22 protein-coding genes are annotated in these 22,887 nt (G+C 55.6%); 16 read left to right on the top strand and 6 right to left on the bottom strand.

Going from position 1 to position 22,887, the window contains the following annotated elements; translation table 11 throughout:
• Nucleotides 1-21 precede the first annotated feature (21 nt).
• Nucleotides 22-1,320 (top strand): amidohydrolase family protein, encoded by a 1,299-nt coding sequence (locus GSQ86_RS02715; RefSeq protein WP_158748428.1) that lies wholly within the window; start codon nucleotides 22-24, stop codon nucleotides 1,318-1,320.
• A gap of 56 nt (nucleotides 1,321-1,376) precedes the next feature.
• Nucleotides 1,377-2,099 (top strand): carbonic anhydrase, encoded by a 723-nt coding sequence (locus GSQ86_RS02710; protein ID WP_158748427.1) that lies wholly within the window; start codon nucleotides 1,377-1,379, stop codon nucleotides 2,097-2,099.
• A gap of 1 nt (nucleotide 2,100) precedes the next feature.
• On the opposite strand, the gene GSQ86_RS02705 is transcribed toward GSQ86_RS02710, so the two are convergent.
• Nucleotides 2,101-2,358, bottom strand: a complete 258-nt coding sequence (locus tag GSQ86_RS02705; RefSeq protein ID WP_158748426.1) for a hypothetical protein — start codon at nucleotides 2,356-2,358, stop codon at nucleotides 2,101-2,103.
• A gap of 57 nt (nucleotides 2,359-2,415) precedes the next feature.
• Between GSQ86_RS02705 and GSQ86_RS02700 the strand changes: the two genes are divergently transcribed.
• On the top strand, nucleotides 2,416-3,045 hold the full coding sequence (locus GSQ86_RS02700) for an MBL fold metallo-hydrolase (protein WP_158748425.1): 630 nt from the start codon (nucleotides 2,416-2,418) through the stop codon (nucleotides 3,043-3,045).
• A 33-nt stretch (nucleotides 3,046-3,078) separates the two neighbouring features.
• Here GSQ86_RS02700 and GSQ86_RS02695 read toward each other — a convergent pair whose 3' ends face one another.
• Nucleotides 3,079-4,266, bottom strand: coding sequence for a pyridoxal phosphate-dependent aminotransferase (locus GSQ86_RS02695; RefSeq protein WP_158748424.1), 1,188 nt, complete (start codon nucleotides 4,264-4,266; stop codon nucleotides 3,079-3,081).
• Between the two features lie 73 nt (nucleotides 4,267-4,339).
• Between GSQ86_RS02695 and GSQ86_RS02690 the strand changes: the two genes are divergently transcribed.
• The 5 genes from GSQ86_RS02690 (at nucleotide 4,340) to GSQ86_RS02670 (ending at nucleotide 10,794) form a co-directional block, all read left to right on the top strand.
• On the top strand, nucleotides 4,340-4,993 hold the full coding sequence (locus tag GSQ86_RS02690) for an HAD family phosphatase (protein WP_158748423.1): 654 nt from the start codon (nucleotides 4,340-4,342) through the stop codon (nucleotides 4,991-4,993).
• Between the two features lie 84 nt (nucleotides 4,994-5,077).
• The gene (locus GSQ86_RS02685) at nucleotides 5,078-5,428 is read left to right on the top strand and encodes a PadR family transcriptional regulator (RefSeq protein ID WP_158748422.1); all 351 of its coding nucleotides are present in this window, start codon (nucleotides 5,078-5,080) and stop codon (nucleotides 5,426-5,428) included.
• Between the two features lie 20 nt (nucleotides 5,429-5,448).
• Nucleotides 5,449-8,079, top strand: coding sequence for an ABC transporter permease (locus tag GSQ86_RS02680; protein WP_254062095.1), 2,631 nt, complete (start codon nucleotides 5,449-5,451; stop codon nucleotides 8,077-8,079).
• Complete coding sequence (locus tag GSQ86_RS02675; RefSeq protein ID WP_158748421.1) at nucleotides 8,079-9,833, top strand: ABC transporter permease; 1,755 nt, start codon at nucleotides 8,079-8,081, stop codon at nucleotides 9,831-9,833. The genes GSQ86_RS02680 and GSQ86_RS02675 overlap by 1 nt, the downstream gene beginning before the upstream one ends.
• 4 nt (nucleotides 9,834-9,837) lie before the next feature.
• Nucleotides 9,838-10,794 (top strand): FtsX-like permease family protein, encoded by a 957-nt coding sequence (locus GSQ86_RS02670; protein WP_158748420.1) that lies wholly within the window; start codon nucleotides 9,838-9,840, stop codon nucleotides 10,792-10,794.
• A 4-nt stretch (nucleotides 10,795-10,798) separates the two neighbouring features.
• Here the strand turns inward: GSQ86_RS02670 and ribB are convergent, their stop codons facing one another.
• Nucleotides 10,799-11,974, bottom strand: a complete 1,176-nt coding sequence (gene ribB / locus GSQ86_RS02665) for a 3,4-dihydroxy-2-butanone-4-phosphate synthase (RefSeq protein ID WP_158748419.1) — start codon at nucleotides 11,972-11,974, stop codon at nucleotides 10,799-10,801.
• Between the two features lie 123 nt (nucleotides 11,975-12,097).
• On the opposite strand from ribB, the gene GSQ86_RS02660 reads away from it, so the two are divergent.
• Nucleotides 12,098-14,215: a chitinase gene (locus GSQ86_RS02660; protein ID WP_158748418.1), complete on the top strand. Its 2,118-nt coding sequence runs from the start codon at nucleotides 12,098-12,100 to the stop codon at nucleotides 14,213-14,215.
• A 150-nt stretch (nucleotides 14,216-14,365) separates the two neighbouring features.
• On the opposite strand, the gene GSQ86_RS02655 is transcribed toward GSQ86_RS02660, so the two are convergent.
• From GSQ86_RS02655 to GSQ86_RS02645, 3 genes are all read right to left on the bottom strand, one after another.
• Nucleotides 14,366-15,634, bottom strand: a complete 1,269-nt coding sequence (locus tag GSQ86_RS02655; RefSeq protein WP_158748417.1) for an RNA polymerase sigma factor — start codon at nucleotides 15,632-15,634, stop codon at nucleotides 14,366-14,368.
• A gap of 127 nt (nucleotides 15,635-15,761) precedes the next feature.
• Nucleotides 15,762-16,040 (bottom strand): YciI family protein, encoded by a 279-nt coding sequence (locus GSQ86_RS02650; protein ID WP_254062094.1) that lies wholly within the window; start codon nucleotides 16,038-16,040, stop codon nucleotides 15,762-15,764.
• A 283-nt stretch (nucleotides 16,041-16,323) separates the two neighbouring features.
• A complete protein-coding gene (locus GSQ86_RS02645; protein ID WP_117298310.1) occupies nucleotides 16,324-16,551 on the bottom strand; it encodes a hypothetical protein in 228 nt (75 codons plus the stop codon).
• Nucleotides 16,552-17,031: 480 nt separating this feature from the next.
• On the opposite strand from GSQ86_RS02645, the gene groES reads away from it, so the two are divergent.
• The 7 genes from groES (at nucleotide 17,032) to GSQ86_RS23270 (ending at nucleotide 22,865) form a co-directional block, all read left to right on the top strand.
• Nucleotides 17,032-17,343 (top strand): co-chaperone GroES, encoded by a 312-nt coding sequence (groES, locus tag GSQ86_RS02640; RefSeq protein WP_158748416.1) that lies wholly within the window; start codon nucleotides 17,032-17,034, stop codon nucleotides 17,341-17,343.
• Nucleotides 17,344-17,435: 92 nt separating this feature from the next.
• On the top strand, nucleotides 17,436-19,103 hold the full coding sequence (groL, locus tag GSQ86_RS02635; RefSeq protein ID WP_158748415.1) for a chaperonin GroEL: 1,668 nt from the start codon (nucleotides 17,436-17,438) through the stop codon (nucleotides 19,101-19,103).
• Nucleotides 19,104-19,292: 189 nt separating this feature from the next.
• Entirely contained in the window at nucleotides 19,293-19,748 is a 456-nt protein-coding gene (locus GSQ86_RS02630; protein ID WP_158748414.1) for a hypothetical protein, read from the top strand.
• Nucleotides 19,749-19,751: 3 nt separating this feature from the next.
• Nucleotides 19,752-20,426 carry a hypothetical protein gene (locus GSQ86_RS02625; RefSeq protein ID WP_158748413.1) on the top strand — a complete coding sequence of 225 codons (675 nt, stop codon included), beginning with the start codon at nucleotides 19,752-19,754 and terminating at the stop codon, nucleotides 20,424-20,426.
• Nucleotides 20,427-20,606: 180 nt separating this feature from the next.
• Nucleotides 20,607-22,052, top strand: a complete 1,446-nt coding sequence (locus GSQ86_RS02620; protein ID WP_158748412.1) for a hypothetical protein — start codon at nucleotides 20,607-20,609, stop codon at nucleotides 22,050-22,052.
• 92 nt (nucleotides 22,053-22,144) lie between these two features.
• Nucleotides 22,145-22,666, top strand: coding sequence for an SDR family NAD(P)-dependent oxidoreductase (locus GSQ86_RS02615; protein ID WP_254062093.1), 522 nt, complete (start codon nucleotides 22,145-22,147; stop codon nucleotides 22,664-22,666).
• Entirely contained in the window at nucleotides 22,551-22,865 is a 315-nt protein-coding gene (locus tag GSQ86_RS23270) for an SDR family oxidoreductase (RefSeq protein WP_254062092.1), read from the top strand. The genes GSQ86_RS02615 and GSQ86_RS23270 overlap by 116 nt, the downstream gene beginning before the upstream one ends.
• Nucleotides 22,866-22,887 lie beyond the last annotated feature (22 nt).

The raw sequence follows: 22,887 nt of genomic DNA, 5'->3' as shown, positions 1-22,887 counted from the left end.
TATTCATTCAAGGACTTTTCCGTGCGCTTTGATCCTCGTCTGCGTCGTCTGCCTGTTCTTTGTCTCTTTGCCTGTCTTACTGCGCAGGCGCAACCAAATTCGTCAAAGGAGATCGCCGTACACGCAGGCCGCCTCATTGATGTACGCAGCGGCCAGGTAACCAAAGACGCTTACGTCGTGATCGAAGGCGAGCGCATCAAAGCCGTCGTGACCAGCGCGCCTAAAGGTGACGCAGTCATCGACATGAGCCAATACACGATTGTCCCCGGCCTGATCGATTGCCACGCCCATATCCTCTCCAATCCCACGACGCAAGCCGCAGGCTCATATCTAATGACCTCGGCACCCCAAGCCACAGTGCGCGGCGTAGCTAATCTGCAGATCTGGCTTTCGCATGGATTCACTGCCGTCCGCGATGCAGGCGAAGAATACCCCTCCTACCCGCAGTTCGCGCTTCGTGAGGGAGTGGCGAAGGGTCTGATCACCGGACCCCGCATCGTCGCAGCGGGTAGCTTTGTTTCCGTCACCGGCGGCCACGGAGACGCCGACCTGCTCTCGCCCGATAAACCAGGCCTCGGGCAGCCCAACACTGTCGACACCGTCGACGATGTAAGCCGCATCGTGCGCCGCGATATCAAATATGGCGCCGACTGGATCAAGCTCATGGCCACCGGTGGCGTGATGGACCCGATCAGCGACTATCGCGTGCAGGAGCTGAGCGAGGACCAGATGGCTCGAGCTGTCGAAGTAGCCCATCGCGCCGGACGAAAGGTTATGGCGCACGCTGAAGGTACAGTCGGCATCAAGGCCGCAGTACGTGCCGGAGTCGACTCGATCGAACACGGCACGCTTCTCGACGACGAGGGTGCTCAGATGATGTCTCAGCGCGGAACATGGCTTGTACCCACGCTTTACTGTTTTCAGCACGATATTGAAACCGGTCTTTCCAAAGGACGCGATCCGCGAAGCATGGACAAAGGCATCGAAATCGTGAAACAACAAGGACCAGCCTTCAAACTGGCGCTCAAGTATCACCTGAAGATCGCATACGGCGTGGATGACGCCGACGTAGACGAGTCGGTATCAAAGGAGTTTGGTGCACTTGTCCGTGGCGGCATGACGCCGCTCGAAGCGTTGCAGGCGGCCACAATCAATAGCGCCACGCTGCTTTCACTCGACAAGGACATGGGCACAATCGAGCCGGGTAAGTATGCCGACCTGGTCGCTGTCTCCGGTGATCCGCTTTCTGACATCACCGTCATGGAGCATGTCTCCTGGGTAATGAAAGGGGGCACAGTCGTAAAGCCTCTTGCAAAATAAAAAGTGTGTAGTTTGCCGGTGTATCCTGTTGTTCCAATGCAGCGTCAGGAGCGAACATGGATTCCTTGCATCCGCAGAAGCACATCACTCAAGCATCAGCCACAACTCCAGCTGCAATTTCCCGTCGTAGGTTCCTCGGAACAGCAGCAGCGAGTCTGGTTGCTGCCGCCTCATTCAATTTCTTGCCAGCCCCTGCGCTCTACGCACAAAGCGCGCTCACTCCAGACGAAGCGCTGAAAGCATTGATGGACGGCAACGAACGCTTCGTCGCCGGGCGGATGACCAGCTTTGAAAACGACCTCAAAATCCTCAAAGAACACAATGCGGAAAAGCAAGAGCCCTTCGCCGCCGTTCTTGCTTGCGCCGATTCCCGCGTGCCCGTCGAACTGATTTTCGATCAGACCATCGGCCACATCTTTGTGGCTCGCGTCGCTGGCAACGTCATCACACCAGAAATTATCGCCAGCCTCGAATATGGCGCGGCTGTATTGGGAACCGAGGTGATCCTCGTTTTGGGACATTCAGGCTGCGGCGCAGTAAAGGCTGCCATTCAAGGCAAGGACGTTCCGGGCCAGATTAGCGGCCTGTTTCCTCATATTCAGCCCGCAATCGACCAGGCAGGCCCGGACCTGGCTGCGGTGACAAGGGCCAACGCCGAAATTCAGGCGAGGCTTCTGAGGGAAGCCTCACCCGTCATCGCGCCGTTGGTGAAAGAAAATAAATTGAAAGTAGTCGCTGGAGTTTATGACATTACAACCGGTAAAGTCACCCTCGCATAGCCTATAGCTTTTCCGGCGCAGGCCCATACTGTTTCAGAAGCTGATCGGCATTGTCGGCCTTCTTTGACCGCCATGTCTCCTCGCACCATCGCTTCATTTCCGGTGAATCTTCCGCTTGCAGTTCCTGATACACAAAGCTCACCACCCGGTCGGTCGGCTCCTCGACCCATGTGTTGCCCTCTCCGTGTACCCGCGAGGCGCCGCGCTCCCAGCCGCGTGGCGTCAAATGCCATTCCGTCCATTCTTTGCGAATTGCCATAGCGACTTATTGTGACGCATTTTGCGCTTTTTGGGCAGCTTCGCTGACAATCAATTTATGATCCTCGAAACATTTCCCGTCGGGCCGCTCCAATGCAACTGCACCATTCTGGCGGACGAGACAACCCACGAAGCCATGGTCATCGATCCCGGCGACAATATTCCACAGATCAGCGCCCGTCTGAATAAGCATGGACTAAAACTGAAACAGATCGTGGTCACGCACGCACACATCGACCATGTGGGCGGTGCTCTCAAGCTCAAGCAACAGACCGGAGCACCTATTCTGCTCAACCAGAACGATTTGCCTTTGCTGCAGATGATGGAGATGCAGGCAGGATGGCTTGGTATCGAGACGCCTGAAGTTGCCCCACCCGATGCCAGCGCCGAAGACCAGCTCATCATCGGTCTTGAAAACTATCCTGCGCAGGTTTTACACACCCCCGGCCACACACCCGGAAGTATCTGTCTGCATTTCGCTCCGCTGAATCTGCTCATCGCCGGGGACACACTTTTTGCCGGCTCCATAGGTCGCACCGATCTTCCCGGCGGAGACTTCAAGCAAATCATCCGGTCACTCCACGACCGAGTACTCACGCTGCCAGATGAGACGCACGTCATTCCCGGCCACGGTGCAACTACAACTATCGGCGAGGAGCGCGAATCCAATCCCTTCCTGCAAAATTAATAGCCGTTTTCTTTGCGCTCAATTTCCAATCATTTAGATCTCAACGCCATTGCTAACGCGAAGAATTGCCTCCATGCCATCCTGAAATTCCTGCTCAGGCGGAAGCAAACTTACTACCAGCCATACTTCTCCGGAGAATCCGAAGAAGTATCCCGGCTGCACGGAAACGCCATGTTTACGAATTAATTCAATGGCCAGTTCTTCATCACTTTGCACCGCTGGAACCCGCAGCACGGCATACCATCCGGCTTCTGTCACCAGGCGGGTCACCATACTCTGCCCCGAGAGCAATTCATCAAGCAATGTTAGATTCCCAGCAACTCGCTTCTGAATCTGCTGCTGTATGGAGCCGCGATGCTGAAGCCAATAAGGCAGTGCGCTCTGCACCGGAGCATTCATAGAGAGAAACGTGTCTGCGATTAATTCCAACCGGGCCGATGCTTCTCTCAATTCAGAATCAGGGCCGAGGGCAGCAATCCAAGCCGCCTTCATCTGTGGCAGTCCGGCAATCTTGCTCATTCCGCTCAACACGAATGTGAGCACCGGGTGCGGACCTCTGGCAAAACTCCGCTCACTTTCCATCAGCGGATAATCGAGAAAAACCTCATCGACAATCAGCGCCAGCCCATGCTCACGGCATAGCTCTTCTAAATGACGACGCTCAGACAATTTTGTGAAATGCCCGGTGGGATTGTTTGGATGCACGAGAGCAATGGCTCGCGTCCGCGAAGTAATGCGCTGCCGTACTGCCTCTAAATCAAGGTGCCAGCCGTGATCGTAAAAAAGTGAATACGGCGCGAGTTTCACATCGTCGAGCACAGCCAGAAAGTCGAAGAGAGGATAACTCGGCTGCGCGATCAGTACTTCATCGCCGGCATCGCAAAGCAGGCGAAAAAGAAAGCTGTACGCCTCACTCGTGCTGGTGGTGAGAAAGAGCTGCGCAGGATCGACAATAGCGCCGTGATCGCGGTAGTAGCCGCACACAGCCTCACGCGCGCTTAAGATGCCCTGCGGATTCGGATCATAGCCTAGAGTCCCACCAGTAACCAGGGGCGACAGTATCGCTTCTGTATCATAGGCAAAGCCACAGCGCGTCGGATTTGAAGCGGTGAGATCGGAAATCGGCAGTCCCGCTTCTCTACGCTCCCGTAATGCGCGTGACAATTCCGTCTCGGCTGTCTCCCATCCTGTACGCGTGGAAAAACGCTGTCGAGCACTCATGCCCATATCTTTTCACAGGCATCGTGAGCACACTTACGGGCCATTCCCTCATAATGAATGGAAAGGAGTGTGCATGCAGATTCGTGCTGTCATTTTCGATTACGGAATGGTGTTAAGCCATCCACAGGATCCAACCGCGCTTAACAACCTACTCACCATCACCGGACTCGACCGCAGCACATTCGACAGCCATTACTGGACCCACCGGCATGCCTACGACATGGGCAAGCTCAATGGCCGCACGTACTGGCAGCAATTTGGTTCTGACGCCGCCGTTGAATTGACAGCCACAGATATCGAACGCCTCATTGAAAATGATGTCCTCATGTGGTGCACCATCAACGAGCCTATGCTCGCGTGGGCCAAAGCACTCGCCGAATCAGGAATGCGGATCGGCATCCTCTCTAATATGGGCGAAGAAACTCTCAGCTACATGCGGCAGGAGTTCGCCTGGCTCGGCGATTTCCATCATCACACGTGGTCCTGCGAGCTGGGCATCGCCAAGCCCGACCCCGCCATTTATCTCTACACTTGCGAGAAACTCGGCATCCCTCCGGCGGAAGCTCTTTTCCTCGATGACAAGCTCGAGAACATTGAGGGCGCACGCCAGGTGGGTCTTAACGCCATCCAATTCCAAAACATTCAACAGTTACAATCCGAGCTCTCCTCCACCAAGCTGCTGAATGGGTTTCCCATGCCCGGATCAAAAGACACCGCGAACGTCTAATTTTCATATGAGTTTGCAATTTTCGAAGAAAGGTTGACTTCGCGATTGATACTGTTTTACTCTATGCCTGTTCGAGCATAGTCTATGACTCCACGAAAAACTTCCGACCCTCGTGATCTCTTCCCCGGTGCGCTGGAGATGATGATTCTCCAATCCGTGCGCCGCCAGCCTATGCATGGCTACGCGCTCGTACAGCACATCAAACAGCGCTCGAATGACCTGCTACAAGTCGAAGAAGGCTCGCTCTATCCGGCATTACAGCGTCTTTTGAAAGCCGGCCTGCTAAAAGCGGACTGGCAAACGTCCGCTACGAATCGCCGCGTGCGGGTCTACAAGATCACGCCAGCCGGAGTAAAGCACCTGGAACACGAAGTTTCAAGATTTGAGCAGATGCTCGAAGGCATCAGTCTTGTTCTGACGCCGGCCGAGTCATAATGCAGAGAAGGAGAGCTGACATGCCTTGGTTCCAAAAACTCTTTTCCCGTCGCCGTATTTACAACGATCTGTCGGAAGAAATTCGTCAGCATCTAGATGAAAAAGTAGAGTTCCTCGTCGCCGAAGGAATGAGTCGCTCGGACGCAGAACACCAGGCACGAAGAGAATTTGGTAACGTAACGCTTCTCGAAGAGCACGGACGCGAAGCGTGGCAGTGGCCAGCCATGAACTCCCTGTGGGCAGACGTCAGGTTCGGCCTGCGTCAGATCGGACGCTATCGCGCATTTACGATCATGGCAGTCACCACTTTGGCTCTTGGCATCGGCGCCAACACCGCCATCTTTACGCTCATAGATTCGATCATGCTGCGGCCATTGCCCTTCCCGCAGCAGGAGCGCTTGATGCGCATCTCCGGCGTCTTTCCTAAGGGATGGATTCGTGAGTTGCAGAACCGCGCTGAGTCCTTCACTTCTATCACCGGATACGGACCGCATGCAGAATCCAATATCGAAGACAAAGATGCGGCAGAACGCGTTTTTGGATCGTCTGTCATGGTCAATGCGTTTGACACGCTGGATATTCATCCCGCACTCGGCAGCTTTTTTTCTCCTGACAACGCAATCGCCGGCCAGAATCTGGTAACTGTCCTGAATTACGGATACTGGCAGCAGCGTTTCGCAGGTAATCCACAGGTGATCGGCCAAACTATCCGTATCGATGGCATCTCGCGAAAGATCATCGGCGTTATGCCAGCCGGAATCAATTTTCCATACACAGATACACAGTTTGTCATCCCTATTTCCTTCAAGGGTGGAGACACCTTTGATCCGTGGAAGGATTTCGGCAACCGCTCAATTGGCCGTCTCAGAGATGGAGTTACTCCCGCAGCGGCTCAGGCCGAACTTCGTCGCCTCCATCCTCATTTGTTGCCGCTCTTTCCGTGGGTCATGCCCGACAGCTGGGAAGCAGACACCACCGTAACTCCTTTGCTTGATTCCGTCATCGGCGATACAGGTCCGCGACTTTTACTCTTGTTCGGCGCTGTCGGACTCATCCTGCTCATTGCCTGTGCGAACGTCGCCAACCTTATGCTGGCCCGCGCCGTGTCGCGCGAGCGCGAGATGGCAATTCGCGGCGCACTGGGCGCCTCCGGATGGCGCATTGTTCGACAGCTTTTAGTGGAAAGCATTCTCCTCGGTATCCTCGCTGGCATCGCAGGTCTTTCCGCAGCATCCTTGAGCCTTCGAGTGCTCACCAGGCTTCTTCCCGCCGACACGCCCCGCGTCGCCGATATCGCTATGCACTGGGACGTCTTTCTGTTTGCCGCAATTGCATCTGTATTGACAGGTGTCATCTTCGGCCTCGTCCCGGCAATCAAGATGGCGTCTCCGCATCTGCAAAGCGCACTGCGTTCTGGCGGCATCAGCGTGGCAGGTAAAGGATCGCAGTACAAGCTCTCCATGTTGCTGGTTGTTGGACAGATTGGCTTATCCGTTGTCGTCATCACCGCAGCCGGATTGATGCTTCACAGTCTCTACAGCCTGTCGCGTGTAAATCCTGGCTTTCGCACAGAGCAGATTCTCACCGCGGAGGTATCGCTCGATTCCTCCGCCTGCAAACAGTCAGGCTATTGTCACAGCTTCTTCCAGCAACTTGAGCAGAAGGCGCACACCATCGCTAGAACAGAAGATGTCGCCCTTGTAGACAAATTGCCTATGACAGGCTCAGACCTGAATTATGTCTACGACTCCGAAGGCAATCCGCGTAGCCCCAGGCAGATTGCCGGACAAGCTGCAGGCCGTATCATTTCGACGAATTATTTTCAGACGATCGGTCTCCGGCTTCTTCGCGGTCGCCTGCTGACAGATTCCGATCAGTCCGGGGCAAGCCGCGCTATAGTCATTAATCAAAAAATGGCTCGGTCTCTCTGGCCAAATCAGGATCCCATCGGAAAGCACATTATCGAGGTCGCCGATGAACCAACACCGGCGACACTCGATCTCAACGCCGCTTCTATCGTCGTCGGCGTCGTCAGCAACACGCATCACGATAGCCTGGCCAGCAATTTCGATGAAGAAGTTTATCTGCCTATGACGAGAAGCAATGAGCAACCACAGATGACGATCCTGCTGCGCTCTCATCTTCCAGCAACACAATTGACCAGTGGATTACGCAGAGCTGCCGCAGAGTTGGATCCTCTCGTGCCGGTTACTCATGTCCGTTCGCTGGGCGAAGTCGTCGCTGCCTCTGCTTCAACTCCTCGCTCTCTCGCCATTCTTCTTCTCGGCTTCGGCGCGCTGGCTGTAGGCGTAGGATCAGTCGGCGTCTACAGTCTCATCGCCTACGTAGTCAGCTGGCGTCGTCGTGAGATCGGCATACGCATTGCGCTTGGCGCGCCGCGCTGGCAAATCGTGCAAGCTGTAGTGAAACAGAGCCTGCTACTCTCCATTGCCGGATCCATCACCGGCCTCGCCGGAGCAATCGTGTCGGCCAGCCTTCTGCGGAATTTCCTCTTCCAGGTAAGCCCCTTCGATCCACTTACATTTTGCGCGGTTCCGCTGCTGATGATCATCCTTGCACTCATCGCCGCCTGGGCTCCTGCCCGGCGAGCTGCCTCCATTGATCCCATGCTCACCTTGAGAGGCGAATAATGGGGTGGCTGCGACAACTATTCTCGCGCCGGCACATCTATGCCGATCTTTCAGAAGAAATTCGTCATCACCTCGATGAAACAGTGGAAGCGCTCATTCATGAAGGCATGAATCGCAAAGACGCGGAGCACGCGGCGAAAAAGAAGTTCGGCAATGCAACCCTGATCGAAGAGCGCAGCCACGAGCTGTGGCAATGGCGGCGGCTGGAATCTTTTTGGGCCGACTTGAAATACGGGCTGCGGCAACTCGCAAAAGCTCCCGGCTTTTCGGTCACCGTAATCATTACGATTGCTCTCGGCATCGGAGCCAATGCTGCGATCTTTAACCTCATGCGGGCCGTGGTCTTCCCAACACTGTCCGTTCCAAATGCCAAAGAGATGTACCAGCTGCGCTCGATCAGCACACCCAACGATGCAGCATGGCTCTACTCCGGCCCAGCTTTTGACCGCCTGAGATCCGCATCCATCAGACAAGCCGACATCGCTGCGCACACCTCCGTAGCGGAGTGTAATGTCTTTTCGAACGGCAGCAGCGGGATCGATACGGCGAGGATGCAGTTGGTCTCAACCAATTTCTTTTCTACGCTTGAAGTTCTCCCCACTCGCGGACGATTTCTCCTGAACAGCGACTCAGCTCCAACTGGCGGCGCATGGCACGCGGTTCTGCGCTTTGGATTCTGGCAACAGCATTTCGCCTCTGATCCTGCGATCATCGGCAAGTCCCTGCTTATCAATGGAGCACCCGTCGTGATCATCGGCGTCGCGCCAAAGCAATTCAGCGGCGTGATCCCCGGTGAAGTGCCTGATCTCTGGCTGCCGCTCGAAGCACAAAAGGACGTGCGCTATGCCGCACCCTTCGATTCGCTTGGCTACGGCAGCGGTGTAAGCCTGTCCGCGCCTTATCGGCACCAGGAAGCACTTTTCTGGCTCACGCTCATTGCGCGAGTACCTCGTGGCTTGGAATCGTCGGCAATAGCGGCGTGGACGCATGCCTTCCAGCCTGATCTTGATCTCGCCGCTCGCTTCGCGCCCGAAGAAAAGCGCGCAGCTAACAAGGCAGTTCCCTTCACGCTGCATCCGCTCGCTCAAAGTGAGAGCGTAGTGTTCGATCGTTATTCACAGCCTGTCACCGTTCTTATGATGATGGTTGCCGCTGTATTGCTCATCGCCTGCATCAATCTTGCAAATCTGCAGCGCTCGCGGCTCATCGCACATACACATGAATTCGGAGTGCGAGCATCGCTCGGTGCAGGTCGCGGCCGAATCCTACAACAACTTCTGGTGGAAAGCGGGCTGCTCACCTTCATCGGCGGTGTGACGGCGGTGATCATAGCCGTCATAACAGGACCCATTCTGCTGCGCTGGGCGTCGCCGGGAGCCGAGCCGATTCCGCTGGACCTGAATCTTTCAGCCGATGTCTACAGCTTCATCGCTGCGCTGCTGGCTCTTACATTCTTCGCCTTCGCGTTTATCCCGTCTTTTGCAATCACGCGTATGGACCTCGCGAGCGCCGCACGAAGCCATCGAACACTGACGCAATCTCCAAGCGGAGCATTCTCGAACATCCTGCTTTCTTCTCAGGTTGCGTTGTCGTTGCTTCTGCTTGCGCTCGCCTCCATGTTTGCTCGAACACTGGTCAACCTTAATCACGTAGATACCGGTTTTGACCGCCAGCACATTCTCACGGTGCGATTCGCCTTCCATCGCGCTGGATACACACAACCGCGTGTGCGTGCCCTCGCCACAAATACTTGAGAGCGTGCAATCGATTCCTGGCGTGCGGTCAGCCGCGCTCGATATGTGTCTTCCGCCTGGGTGCCTCTGGAACAGCGTCATCCACGTCGCCGGGCATCCCGAACTAAGCGAAAGCGCCATGCAGTCTCATCAGGACAACGTAGGCAGTGGATATTTTCGTACGCTTGGCATTCCAGTTGTGAAGGGTCGGGAGTTTGATAATGGCGATCGAGCCAGTTCGCTATCCGTTGCGCTCGTGAATCAATCACTGGCGAAGAAACTCTTCGGAGACACGAATCCACTGGGGCAGAAAGTCGGCTTTGGACCGCCTCCAGCAGACGCGCAATTCACCATCATCGGAGTTGTGAGCGATGCCCGCGTCGATGATCTCCGCTCTACGCCACCGCCGATTTTCTATCAGCCCATAGCTCAGACCGATTACAACGTAAACAGTATTGCAATCCGAACCAGCGGGGAACCGCTTCCAGTAGCAAGCTCGGTGCACCGCGCGCTCCTCGCAATCGATCCGCAAATGCCTATAACGGAAATCCACTCGCTCGCGACCGCTTATGACAGAACCGTCACCACCGAGCATCTTCTCGTCAGGCTGACATCCATCTTCGGCGCTCTCGCATTGGCGCTGGCTGCTGTCGGAATCTACGGTGTCCTGTCCTTCCGCGTAACACGCAGCACCAGCGAGATCGGCGTCCGCATGGCTCTGGGCGCTACCCGCACAAACATTATTCGCATGGTTATGGCACAGGCGGTGCGCGTACTTCTTTTCGGTGGAATTCCCGGGATCGCGCTCTCTATGATCGCTGGTCGCATGATCCGAACTCTGCTCTTCGGTGTACGCGGCACAGATGTCTTCTCAATGCTTACCGCAATTGCCGTTCTCAGCGCGACAGCAGCGCTCGCCAGCTTCTGGCCTGCGCTGCGTGCCGCATCGGTCGATCCTATGCAATCGCTGCGAGCGGAATAATCTCTTAGTTGCTTTCCAGCGCTGCGATTTCAGCTTCGGGAATCGCCACCTGTTCCACGATCTCCACATCGAAACCCTGCAACGCAGGAACATGCGTCGGCGTATTCGACAGTAACCTCACCTTGTGAATGCCGAGGTCAGCCAGAATCTGGCCTCCGAGTCCAACCTGGCGAAGCGTCCGTTGATGGCGATCATCGTGCCCTTCACGCGATCGAGATTCCCGGTGCAGGATGATGCGATGCGGCGCGATGGAGCGATCGATATCAAAGCCGCGGCTGGTGTTGTGCAAATAGATCAGCGCACCGCGTCCCGCATCTGCTATCGCTTTGAGCGAGCGCTGCATAATGCCGTGACAGTCGCACGATGTGGCCCCGAAAACATCTCCCGCAAGGCAGTGCGAATGTACGCGCACCAATACCGGTTTATCGCCTCTGCTCACATCACCCTTCACCAACGCGATGTGACTCTCGCCGCCATTCACTTCGCTCTCATACGCAATCATGCGGAAGTCGCCATAAGGCGTCGGCATTTCGCTCTCAGCAACGCGAACAATGTATCGCTCATTCTGCAACCGGTAGCGAATCAATTCCGCAACCGTCAGTATTTTCATTCCGTGCTGCTCGCAGAAGTCGACCAGATCCGGCACACGTGCCATCGTGCCATCATCTTTCATGATTTCGCATATCACGCCCGCAGGAATAAGCCCGGCCATGCGAGCAAGATCGACTGAAGCCTCCGTCTGCCCGGCGCGCACCAGCACGCCGCCTTTCCGCGCGCGCAATGGAAAGATATGTCCAGGCCGTGCAAGATCATTCGCCGTCGAAGCCGGATTGATCGCAACCTTAATCGTATGCGCCCGGTCATGAGCCGAGATGCCGGTGGTGACACCTTCCCGTGCCTCGATCGTCTCGGTAAACGCCGTACCAAAGCGCGATGAGTTCTGCTGCGTCATCGGCCCCAGGCGCAGATAATCGGCGCGATCCTCGGTCAGTGTCAGGCAAATCAGGCCTCGACCATGCTTCGCCATGAAGTTAATCGCTTCCGGCGTAACGAACTCGGCGGCGAGAGTCAGATCACCTTCATTCTCGCGGTCCTCATCATCGACAACCACGATCATGCGGCCAGCCTTGATCTCTTCAATCGCGCCCGGAACATCGGTAAAAAGAGCTTTTGCAGCCATACATCTATTGTCCGCCACCCTGCTCTTATTCGCCAGTGGTAACTGCCTACTTGCTCTTCCGGCCCGTATGAAAGATGCTGGCTGCATACTTATTACCCCATCACAGAGGTTGCGAAGCTGGTTATGCGAGCCAAGTTCATCTGCCTGCTCTTTCTCATCGTTCTTTTCAGTGCTACCACTCACGCGCAGGGCACCGTGCCGTTCTTCCAATACACTGGCAGCGGAAATTCCTATACGCTTTTCGGCCAGGACCCGTCAGCCGGAAAAAGTACTACCGTCCCCACCGTGCTTGTTCCGGTCAAGCTCGCCTTCGAATCAAGAAAAATCGACGGCAAGCCTTTCACCATGGACGCGACGTCAGACGTAGCCAGCATCCTCCATTCGCCGATTTACTCTGACTTTCCTTTCGCCGCCGCGGGCAAAACGCAATATGCCGATGCCATACTGCGCACCACCTTCCCAGCTGCCAAAAACTGGCATACCCTCCTCGGCAAGCCCGAAGTAAAAGCCGTCGAAATCACCATCCCTACCGGCTACGGCTACATTCTCTCTTCGAAGAAGACCGGCACGCACGTCGCTGTCGTCGACCTGGAGTTCCTTCAGCGCGAGCTCTTCAAACAGATTCCAAAGCAGGACGGCAAGCTCGTCATAGCAGTAACGCATAACACCACCTACTACGCCTTAGGAGATGCCACCGTCTGCTGCTCGTGGGGAACCCATGGTGTCGACCCGGCTACTGGAAATTCGTTTGTTCTTAGCTCTTATATTCACGACGCGCCTGCTGTTGTCACGGACAGAGATGTGCAGCCGCTCACGCAACAGCTTGCCGAGTTTATTCATGATCCGCTGTACGACCCGTTCATTGAGAGCGAAGGTCACGACGCAAAATCGCAAGGGAATATTTTTCCACGCTGGCTGCGTCCCGCCTCGATGCATCCGGGAGATGGCGGGAGTTGCGGCGGCACCAGCGTCGCTTCCAGATACTTTCTACTGGAACCAACCAACACAAATCTGAAAAACAATTTTCCCTCATCGAAACCGTTCGCAATCAGTGCCGGAAAAATGAGCTACCACCTGCAGAATGTCGCTCTGCTCCCCTGGTATCTTGGCAACGGATCAAACCTGGGCAACACATATAGTTTCCCCGACCCGCATGCACTCACTGCGGCTGCGCAACCCTGTCCCGCACGCCGTCCACGCTCTGAAGAGTCCGCGCCCTTTACGCCTTCAGTCTCGGCCATTCCATCCAAGGGCTCTCCAAACGGTCATGAGCTCATCGGATACTGGGAGGGCTACGGTCGAGCTGATTTTCCGCCTCGCGAGATCTCCCCGCAATGGGATGTCGTTATCGTCGCCTTCGCAACGCCGGATCACAACGCTCCCGAAGGCACTCTGCAATTCCACACCCCCGCCGGCCTCGAGCCAGCTGAGTTCAAGGCCGACATCGCGAGCCTCAAGAGCCAGGGCAGAAAAGTCATCATCTCGCTCGGCGGCGGCGGTCAGAACTTTACTCTTGCCGATCCAGCGCGTGTTCCCAACTTCGTCTCTTCTGTCACCAGCATCGTCAGCGAGTACGGCTTCGACGGCATCGATATCGACTTTGAAAGCCCTTCGCTTTCCATCGCACCCGGAGACGCCGACTTTCGCCATCCCACCACCCCTTCCATCGTCAACCTGATCTCGGCACTGCGTCAGCTGCACGATCACTTCGGTCCCGGTTTCATGATCAGTCTCGTCCCCGAAGGCACGCAGATTCCATCCGGCTATCCTAGCTACGGCGGTCAGTTCGGCTCTTATCTGCCGATCGTCTACGCTCTTCATGACATTCTTTCCTTTGTAGACGTGCAGGACTACAACACCCCGCCACTCCAGGGTCTCGATGGCGAAATCTACCAGCCGGGGTCCGTCGATTACCACGCCGCCATGACTGAGCTTCTCCTGCACGGATTCCCCGCAGGAGGCGATCCAAACCAAGTCTTTCCTCCGCTGCCAGCCAACAAAGTAGCTGTGGGATTTCTCACCGGTGACGTCATGCCGGCCACCGTCAGCCAGGCAATGGACTACATCATTACCGGCAAAGCTCCTGCCGGAACCAGATACAAACTCCTGCAGCCGAAAGGCTATCCCGGCATGATCGGAGCCATGTTCTGGACCATTGATGACGACCGCAGGGAGAACTATAGATTCTCCAACGTTGTCGGTCCGCAGTTGCATCGTTACGCGGCTGCGCCACAGAAATAGAGCGAATTCCTCTGAGGTAATCCAGACCAAAAGCCGTCATTCTGAACCGAAGGCGACGAATCTCTAACCAGCGTGGCTTGGGATTCCTACTTCCTGCGGTTGTCGGAATGACGGAGGTTTGTTATTGAAAAATGCTACGGAGGATTGATTTCAAAACTGAAGTTTTGACTGGCGGCGCGTTAGGAAACGGCGGATGGAAGGATCGCGTTCGAGGCCGATGGCGACCTCGTAGGCGTGATGGGCGTCGCAATGCGCGCCAGTTCTAGCCAGCAGTTCGGCGCGCGCCGCCCAGTATGGCTGATATTCAGCGAGGCGCTCATCCTCAGCCACATCCTGCAGAGCTTTGAGGCCAGCTTCCGCTCCTTGTGCTTCCGCGATCGCAAGAGCACGATTGATGGCGACGACGGGAGAGTGCATGAGCGAAAAGAGCGTATCGTACAGCTGCAGGATCGCTTCCCAGTTCGTACCGCCCATCGCACGCCGCTCGACATGGGCTGACTGGATGGCGGCTTCCAGCTGATAGCGCCCGATGACGCCCATAGTGCTGGCGCGCATAAGCATCTCCTCGGCTTCGCCAATCATCTCGAGGTCCCAGAGAATCGGGTCCTGCGCGGTGAGCGGAATGTATTCATCGCACCCGCTGCGCCGTGCCAGGCGGCGGGCCTGGGCATAAAGCATAAGAGCGAGCAGGCCCAGCGCTTCCGGCTCGGATGGCAGTAGCTCGATGACCATGCGGCAGAGGAAGATAGCTTCTTCCGCAAGATCGCGGCGCGCGGCATCGGTACCCGCAGCGTCGCTCCATCCTTCGGCGAAAGCGGCATAGATGGCTTCGAGCACGGTATCCAAACGATCAGGAAGCTCTTCCCTTTCAGGAATGCGAAATGGGATTCCGGCTTCGCGGATTTTACTCTTGGCGCGGACGAGCCGTTTACTCATGGCCGTAGGCGACATGAGAAAAGCGGAGGCAATGGCTGCGGCGTCGAGTCCGAGCAGAACCTGCAGGATGAGTGGCGCGCGAACGGCGGCGTCAATGGCAGGGTGCGCGCATGCGAAGATCAGCGCGAGACGGCGGTCGGGGATTTCGCTGTCTGCGGGGATGTCTGCGAGTATCTCGCCAATCTGTTGGAGGTAAAGATCGACTGCATCCTTGCTGTGCTGCCGCCGCGTCATGTCGATGAATTTGCGGCGGGCCACCGTCAGAAGCCATGCTTCCGGGTTTGCCGGACAGCCGTTCCGCGACCAATCGGCCAGGGCTGATGCAAAAGCTTCCGAGAGCGCATCCTCCGCAGCCGCTACATCGTGCGTGCGTGCCGCCAGAAAAGCGACCAGCTTGCCATAACTCCGGCGCGCAACTGCTTCTGCGGTGCTATGGGCGTTGGCAGGCTCTTGCCGGATTTGAGGCTCATCGGTACGAAACATTCGCAATTTTCCCAGAGAGCGATGACGGCACGCTGTCCCAATTCTCTTTCGTGCAGCCTAATTTGAAATATGGCAAATCAGGGCCCGGCATTTCTAATACCGTGCCCCCTTTTGCCGCAAGAGTGCGTTAGACGTACTGCGCGGCCGACATTTCCCATACCGGCCGAACTTCAATCGTGCCATGGCCTGCACCGGGGCAACGGGCTGCCCAGGCGAGCGCTGCGTCGAGATCCGCTGCTTGGATCAGATAGTAGCCGCCAAGTTGCTCTTTCGAATCCACATAGGGCCCGTCGAGCACCTGTGATTTCCCGTCCCCGGTTCGGACGGTGGTTGCTGTTGAGACCGGTTGCAGGCGATTACTGCCAATATAAGCACCTGCGCTCTTCAGGGCTTCGGTATACGACATATAAGCCGCGTACCCCTGCTGCTGTTGGGCTGGGGTCAGTGCTTCCGGCTTCGTTTGAGTAGAGGAGTAACAGATATTGCATGGAGAAACCTCCGCGTTGAATTGTAGCTACTACCATGACGCGCGGAGATTGGGGATTTGGACAGCCGGCGTATTTTTTTAGAAGCGCAGCGAATTCCACGCAAATCGGCCAACTCATACTGAAAAACTGGCTGAAAAATCTCCTGAACGCAGGAACGCCGCCCATTCGGGCGGCGTTTCTGTTTACTCATTCAAGCCTGGCTTACAAGGTCGATTCGATCTCAAAGCCCCATGCTTCCAGCAGCGCCTCAGGAATATATTTCGAGTTGCGATTACGCCGCGCCCATTCACGCAGCCGGGTGGAGCGCACATACTGATCCGGGGTCAGCTTATATTCCTTCACGACCTGTTCGAAGGAAGTTACAGTGGGTACGACCGGACCTATAGGCTCCGGTTTACCCCAATTGGGATTGCCACGACGTTTTGCCATATTTTTTTGATTACCCCTAGCAAGTTAGGTGACGTACAGAAACTCCGGCGAAGACGGGGATACCAGCAACCTGCAGACTCGCCGAGAAGTCACAAACTCTTTTATTTTAGGTATATTTTCTCCAAAAATCAATAGAAAAATAGCGCTATTACGAAACGAAATAGCCTCTAAAACCACTATCTTTGAATGGATTTTCGGCAGATTACCTGTCTACACAATCATTAGATGGGGTGATGACCAGTAAGGTTTCGTACTTTATGTAATATTGCCTTAACATATGAGCGTGATTGACTCATATTTCATAGAGGCGACTTGACAAACGTCTCCTGACTTCCCTACATTAGCAATCAAAGAGTGAAAGTGCTAAAGCCCCGAAATGAGTCGTTTTGGCACTTAAAGCTCCTCAATTTCGCAGTAAAACATCCTGATTTCAGCATTCAAAAACCGCGAGAGATTCTCGCGCGAAGGAGAAACACCGCAATGGCAACTGCAACTGTAGCCACTACCTTTACTCCGCTGCACGACCGCATCTTGGTTCGCCGAGTGGACGAGGGCGAGACCGTTCGTGGCGGAATCATCATTCCGGACACTGCCAAAGAAAAGCCGCAGGAAGGCGAAGTGATCGCCGTCGGCAAGGGTAAGTCCAACGACGAAGGCAAGGTTTTCCCGCTCGATGTAAAGTCTGGCGACCGCGTCCTCTTCGGCAAGTATTCCGGCACCGAAATCAAGATCGATGGCGAAGAATTCCTCATCATGCGTGAGGAAGAAGTCCTCGGCATCTTGAAGAAGTAACTTCCACCCAGGTTAGATTCGCGAACCTGGGATACCCGGATTCGTGAATTTCATACGGAGCCACAGGCTCCGCGATGTAAGGAGAATTGGAAATGGCAAAGCAAATTCTGCACGGAGAAGATTCCCGCCAGGCGATTCTGCGCGGCGTGAACACTCTGGCTGACGCTGTCAAGGTGACGCTCGGTCCCAAGGGCCGCAACGTCGTCATTGAAAAGAAATTCGGTTCGCCCACCATCACCAAGGACGGCGTAACCGTAGCCAAGGAAATCGAGCTGAGGGATTCGCTCGAAAACATGGGCGCACAGATGGTGCGCGAAGTTGCATCGAAGACCTCGGACGTTGCCGGTGACGGAACCACCACCGCAACCGTGCTTGCACAGGCCATCTATCGCGAAGGCGTGAAGACGGTTGCCGCGGGTGCAAACCCGATGGCGCTGAAGCGCGGCATCGACAAGGCTGTCGAAGCGATCAACGGCAAGCGAGATGAGAACGGTGTCGTCACAGGCGGCGCTCTCTCGAAGCTCTCGAAGCCGGTTTCGGGCGAAATGATTGCCCAGGTCGGCACCATCTCTGCCAATTCTGACTCGACCATCGGTAACATCATTGCCGAAGCGATGAAGAAGGTCGGCAAGGACGGCGTCATCACCGTTGAAGAGTCGAAGACCCTCGAAACGCTGCTCGATGTCGTCGAAGGTATGCAGTTCGATCGCGGCTACCTGAGCCCCTACTTCGTCACCGATCCGGACCGCATGGAAGCAGTGCTCGAAGATCCCTACATCCTGATCTACGAGAAGAAGATCAGCTCGATGAAGGACCTTCTGCCTCTGCTCGAGCAGGTTGCCCGTCAGGGTAAGCCGCTCGTCATCATCGCAGAAGACGTGGATGGCGAAGCGCTGGCGACGCTCGTGGTCAACAAGCTGCGCGGCACGCTGAACGTGGCTGCCGTCAAGGCTCCCGGCTTTGGCGACCGTCGCAAGGCCATGCTGGGAGATATCGCTATCCTGACCGGCGGCAACGCGATCACCGAAGACCTCGGCTTGAAGCTTGAGAACCTCAAGATCGAAGACCTGGGCAAGGCGAAGCGCGTCACCATCGACAAGGACAACACCACCATCATCGAAGGCCGCGGCGAGTCCAAGGCCATCGAAGGCCGCGTGAAGGAAATCCGCAACCAGGTCGAAAAGACCACTTCCGACTACGACCGCGAGAAGCTCCAGGAGCGTCTTGCGAAGCTGGTCGGCGGCGTCGCCGTCATCAAGGTCGGTGCGGCTACCGAAACCGAGATGAAGGAGAAGAAGGCCCGCGTGGAAGACGCGATGCACGCAACCCGCGCTGCCGTGGAAGAAGGCATTGTCCCGGGTGGTGGTGTGGCCCTGGTTCGCTCCGCGAAGGATGTGGACGAGCTTGTGAAGACGCTGCAAGGTGACGAGAAGATCGGTGCACAGATCGTCCGTCGCGCCATCGAAGAGCCGCTGCGCCAGATCGTCGCCAATGCCGGCGAAGAGGGTGCCGTGGTTGTGGGCAAGATCCACGAATCCAAGGAATCCAACTATGGCTACAACGCTGGAACCGGGGAGTACGAAGACCTGGTGAAGGCTGGCGTCATCGACCCGACGAAGGTAACGCGCACTGCCCTGCAGAACGCGGCCTCCATTGCCGGCCTGATGCTGACCACCGAAGCTATGGTCTCGGAGATCCCCGAGCCTAAGTCTGCTGCTCCGGCAGGCGGCCACGGCGGCGGCATGGAAGGCATGTACTAAGAACTTGCTGTCCAAGGAAAGGCGCTGTTACGGCGCAGGAAGGCCCCGCAAAAATGCGGGGCCTTCCTCGTTTGAGGAAAGAAGCGGATGGGAACTAATTTCTGTGAGATCCGGCTTGGATTTAGAGTTGCCTCGAGGTAAGATCAGCCTTCTAGCTCAAAGGGCTCTGATTGTTGAGGACGCATGCGCATGTCGGCAAAAGCTCTCTTTTGTATTTCCTTCCTGCTGACGCTCTCTCTCTCCAGCGGATGGTCCCAGTCGACCGAGAAGGCGACACTGTCTCCCACCGTAAAGACTAAAATCGCCAGTCAGTTGAAGGAGTCCGGCACTGGCTCCCTGTTCGCCTTCACCGATACTGGAGAGAAAACAGCAGCGATCCCTATAAATACTACAGAAAAAATTCGATTTCATTCGCTCGAGGACTACCTCGCATCCGCGCAGGACGCGATGAAAAAAACGAACGACACAAACGAAGCTACCGCTGTTGCAAAACCAATTGCCTCCTGCAAAGATCCCAAAGCGCTCGAACCGCCTCCATCATGCGTGGTTTGCAAAGACGGCACTATTCTCTGCTCGAACGCTAAATTCGGCATGAGAGTCACGATGGATGAACAGCATCCACAGGCAGTTCATCCACAGGACTAACGAATGAACACCACCTCCGGAGGCGGTATGGGCACCCCGCCTGCAGGATCGCCGCCTCCTACTGGCACCGTCACTGTGTCGCCTGTCTCCCTGCCGTCCAACATTCCAGCAACATGGCTGGATGAGATCAAAGATGCCGTCAAATCGGATCGCCCATCCATGGTCGGCATGTTGCTCGGCAGTTCCCTTGTATCGGCTCTGATCGCTGCGGGGACAGCCTTTGGTACAGCCTATTTCACCATCAAGGCAAACGGTGATCTGGAGATGAAAAAGGCAGACTTAGCGACGCGACAAGCCGAATTGAAGGACACACTGAGCGCTTATGACCAGCTGGATCAACGACTTAGTCAGCTTCTGATGCAGCTAAAAGGCGTCGCCCAGCTGATACAAATTTCACAGAGCTATCACACTACTCCAGGCAATCTAAAGGCAGAGTTACAGGGTCTGGGAGTGAGCGAAGGCACAATCCTCGCTATGAAAGCAGATTCACATATCTCTCCCCGGGCATGGCAGGCGGTCGATAAACCTCTCGGGGAGCTTGCCTCCGCAATTAACCAAGCCAACTTGAAGGCCGATAACTTTCCGTCTGCAGAAACGATGATCGAAACCGATCTGAACAACGCCATCGAAGAAGTACGCAAAGAAAAAACTGACTTGAAAACCGAATATTTCAGGTGATTTTTTATCCCGCAGCGAACTTTACCTTCTTTTTCTTCCCATAAATAAAAATCCATCAGATCGACAGAATGTTAGGTAATCCCCAAAAGTAACCAGGATTTTGTTACCCGTCTGGTTAGTTTCGGCTATTCTTAAATCCGAACCACACCGATATCTCCCTTAAAGCGTTGAGGTACCAGGATGAAGTGCTTATTGCCGTTCATCATCCTGCTATGTGTATGTTGCGGAGCAAGTTGCCGATCTGCACAAGCAGAAGATGACAACCTGCCGTCTGCTCCGTCGCCAAACGTGGCCGAAAATACACCAAACAAGCCCGTTCCGCACAATTACCGTCCGGCGATGCCGGTCACGACCATTACCTGGGGTATGAAGCTCAGATACGCCGTACGCAGCACCGGCTCCTTCCGCAATTTTCTGGAGGCCGGGTTTGTTGCTGGGATTCCCAATCTGCCTTCTGCGCCGGAGCAGCCCCAGCCACCGGCGACTATCACCATCGATGGCGTGCAGAATTATGCCAATGCGATGGATGCTTACGGGGATGCCATGGACACATGGCGGCGCTCCAGCGAAGACGAGTTACGCTATCGCGGACGCCGCTTTGCGGTGGGATTGACGACGGCAGAAACCCGCCAGTTGCTCAGCAATTTTGTCCTTCCTGTAGCGCTGCGACAGGATCCTCGCTACGTTTCCGCCTACATAGACGGCAGCTTCAGCCAGAGAATGTGGCATGCGGTAAGCGCAATCGTCGTGACCCGCAGCGACAACGGCAGACTGGCTCCCAATTACTCCAAGATTGGCGGCACAATCGCTGCGGCCTATCTCGGCAAATCTGTTTACGCAAAAGAATTTGACGTGCCCCAATTGCAGACCGGGCAATTTGTCTGGCGCTATACCGGCTACAGCCTCGCCGGAGACCTGGCGACGAATGTAGGCCGGGAGCTCGTCCGTTCAGCCATCAAGCCCGATATCGAGATGTACACCTCTCAGGGCGAGGCAACCGAAGATTCTTATTATCCACTCTCGGTTGGCGGCAAATTTTTCTATTGGGTTCGCAGCACATGGGGATTGCGCAACTTTATTCAGGGCGCCCTGATCGCAGGCATGCCCGACATTCCCGATCAGCCCGCCCAGCCGCCTGTGCCAAACATCACGACCGAAGAAGAGGCGTTGGCCTTCGACGCGATCTTTGTACAGTATGGAAAAGATGTCCAGGCATGGCGTGACAATCTGGAAGGCGATGTCCGCTACCACGAGCGCAGATTTATTGGCGGTTTCAGCGAATCTGAGACGCAGCAGTTTCTCGCCAATTTCGCGCTTCCTGCAACCTTCGGAATGGATCCACGCTATATACCGCTTGGTTCCGGACATTCAGGTAGCACCCGCATGGGGAACGCCTTTACCAGTCTCGTAGTGGGCCACACGGACTCAGGGCGTAAGTTTGTCAATATTCCGCTGCTGGCGGGAACCGTGGGCGCAGCTTTTATGGCCAAGGAAATGTACTATCCCAAACTCGGCGTACCGGAACTGGAGCGTAACGACGTCATGGCGAAAACCATCGGCTTCAATCTAGGCGCCGATGGCCTGTTGAATCTTTTCGGAGAGTTTTTCATCCGTAAGGGCTTCTGAGATCACTCCGAGAGCTGCTTAAAGACTTTCTGCCAGCGAAGCTTTACAGTGAGAGCACGAGCAGACATTGAGCAGTTTATTTTGGAGGAAAGATGAGCCAGAGATTTGCGGGCAAAGTGGTTCTCGTCAGCGGTGGAACGGGCGGTCTGGGACGTGCTGTCACTTTGGCATTTTTGAAGGAAGGTGCCGACGTCGTTGTTACTTATCAAAAGCAGAGCGAGCTCGATGCACTGAAAGACGCTGCACAAGAACATTCTTCCAGGCTTGATGGGCACAAGGTAGACGTGACCGACGAAGTGGCAGTTAGCGCGTTGGTGGATGATACGCTGCAAAAACACGGCAAACTGGATGCATTGGCGAATACCGTCGGTGGTTACGCTGGCGGTCTGAAGCTTTGGGAGATGGATGCAAAGGTCTTCGACCAGATGTTGCAACTGAACCTACGGTCAGGCTTTGCACTTTCGCGTGCCGTTGTTCCGGCGATGCTGAAACAAGGGCATGGGAGCTATCGTGAATGTCGCTGCGAAAGCGGCTATCGATCACGCTGCAGGAGCATCGGCCTATGCGTCATCGAAAGCAGCCGCTGTGGCGCTCATGGACTGTCTGGCCGCTGATCTTATGGGAACGGGTGTTCGCGTCAATTCAATTCTTCCGAGCATTATCGATACCCCAGCGAACCGCGCAGCCATGCCGGATGCCGACTTCAGCTCCTGGCCGAAGCCTGAAGAACTCGCCCGCGTCATTCTCTTTCTTTGCAGTGACGACAGCTCGGCAGTTCACGGTGCCGCCGTGCCTGTTTATGGCAGCCGCTGAATTGTTGCCAATCCGCATATAG

Source organism: Acidobacterium sp. S8, assembly GCF_009765985.1.
GTDB lineage: Bacteria > Acidobacteriota > Terriglobia > Terriglobales > Acidobacteriaceae > Alloacidobacterium.
This window is presented reverse-complemented; position numbering and strand designations above follow the sequence as displayed.

Coding starts and splice junctions, on each gene's coding strand:
- GSQ86_RS02660 (WP_158748418.1), top strand. CDS start 12,098: ATGCGAGCCAAGTTCATCTGCCTGCTCTTTCTCATCGTTCTTTTCAGT.
- GSQ86_RS02705 (WP_158748426.1), bottom strand. CDS start 2,358: ATGGCAATTCGCAAAGAATGGACGGAATGGCATTTGACGCCACGCGGC.
- GSQ86_RS02680 (WP_254062095.1), top strand. CDS start 5,449: ATGCCTTGGTTCCAAAAACTCTTTTCCCGTCGCCGTATTTACAACGAT.
- GSQ86_RS02695 (WP_158748424.1), bottom strand. CDS start 4,266: ATGAGTGCTCGACAGCGTTTTTCCACGCGTACAGGATGGGAGACAGCC.
- GSQ86_RS02710 (WP_158748427.1), top strand. CDS start 1,377: ATGGATTCCTTGCATCCGCAGAAGCACATCACTCAAGCATCAGCCACA.
- GSQ86_RS02630 (WP_158748414.1), top strand. CDS start 19,293: ATGTCGGCAAAAGCTCTCTTTTGTATTTCCTTCCTGCTGACGCTCTCT.
- GSQ86_RS02620 (WP_158748412.1), top strand. CDS start 20,607: ATGAAGTGCTTATTGCCGTTCATCATCCTGCTATGTGTATGTTGCGGA.
- GSQ86_RS02655 (WP_158748417.1), bottom strand. CDS start 15,634: ATGTTTCGTACCGATGAGCCTCAAATCCGGCAAGAGCCTGCCAACGCC.
- GSQ86_RS02625 (WP_158748413.1), top strand. CDS start 19,752: ATGAACACCACCTCCGGAGGCGGTATGGGCACCCCGCCTGCAGGATCG.
- GSQ86_RS02685 (WP_158748422.1), top strand. CDS start 5,078: ATGACTCCACGAAAAACTTCCGACCCTCGTGATCTCTTCCCCGGTGCG.
- GSQ86_RS02645 (WP_117298310.1), bottom strand. CDS start 16,551: ATGGCAAAACGTCGTGGCAATCCCAATTGGGGTAAACCGGAGCCTATA.
- GSQ86_RS02615 (WP_254062093.1), top strand. CDS start 22,145: ATGAGCCAGAGATTTGCGGGCAAAGTGGTTCTCGTCAGCGGTGGAACG.
- GSQ86_RS23270 (WP_254062092.1), top strand. CDS start 22,551: ATGGGAGCTATCGTGAATGTCGCTGCGAAAGCGGCTATCGATCACGCT.
- groES (WP_158748416.1), top strand. CDS start 17,032: ATGGCAACTGCAACTGTAGCCACTACCTTTACTCCGCTGCACGACCGC.
- ribB (WP_158748419.1), bottom strand. CDS start 11,974: ATGGCTGCAAAAGCTCTTTTTACCGATGTTCCGGGCGCGATTGAAGAG.
- groL (WP_158748415.1), top strand. CDS start 17,436: ATGGCAAAGCAAATTCTGCACGGAGAAGATTCCCGCCAGGCGATTCTG.
- GSQ86_RS02650 (WP_254062094.1), bottom strand. CDS start 16,040: ATGTCGTATACCGAAGCCCTGAAGAGCGCAGGTGCTTATATTGGCAGT.
- GSQ86_RS02700 (WP_158748425.1), top strand. CDS start 2,416: ATGATCCTCGAAACATTTCCCGTCGGGCCGCTCCAATGCAACTGCACC.
- GSQ86_RS02690 (WP_158748423.1), top strand. CDS start 4,340: ATGCAGATTCGTGCTGTCATTTTCGATTACGGAATGGTGTTAAGCCAT.
- GSQ86_RS02675 (WP_158748421.1), top strand. CDS start 8,079: ATGGGGTGGCTGCGACAACTATTCTCGCGCCGGCACATCTATGCCGAT.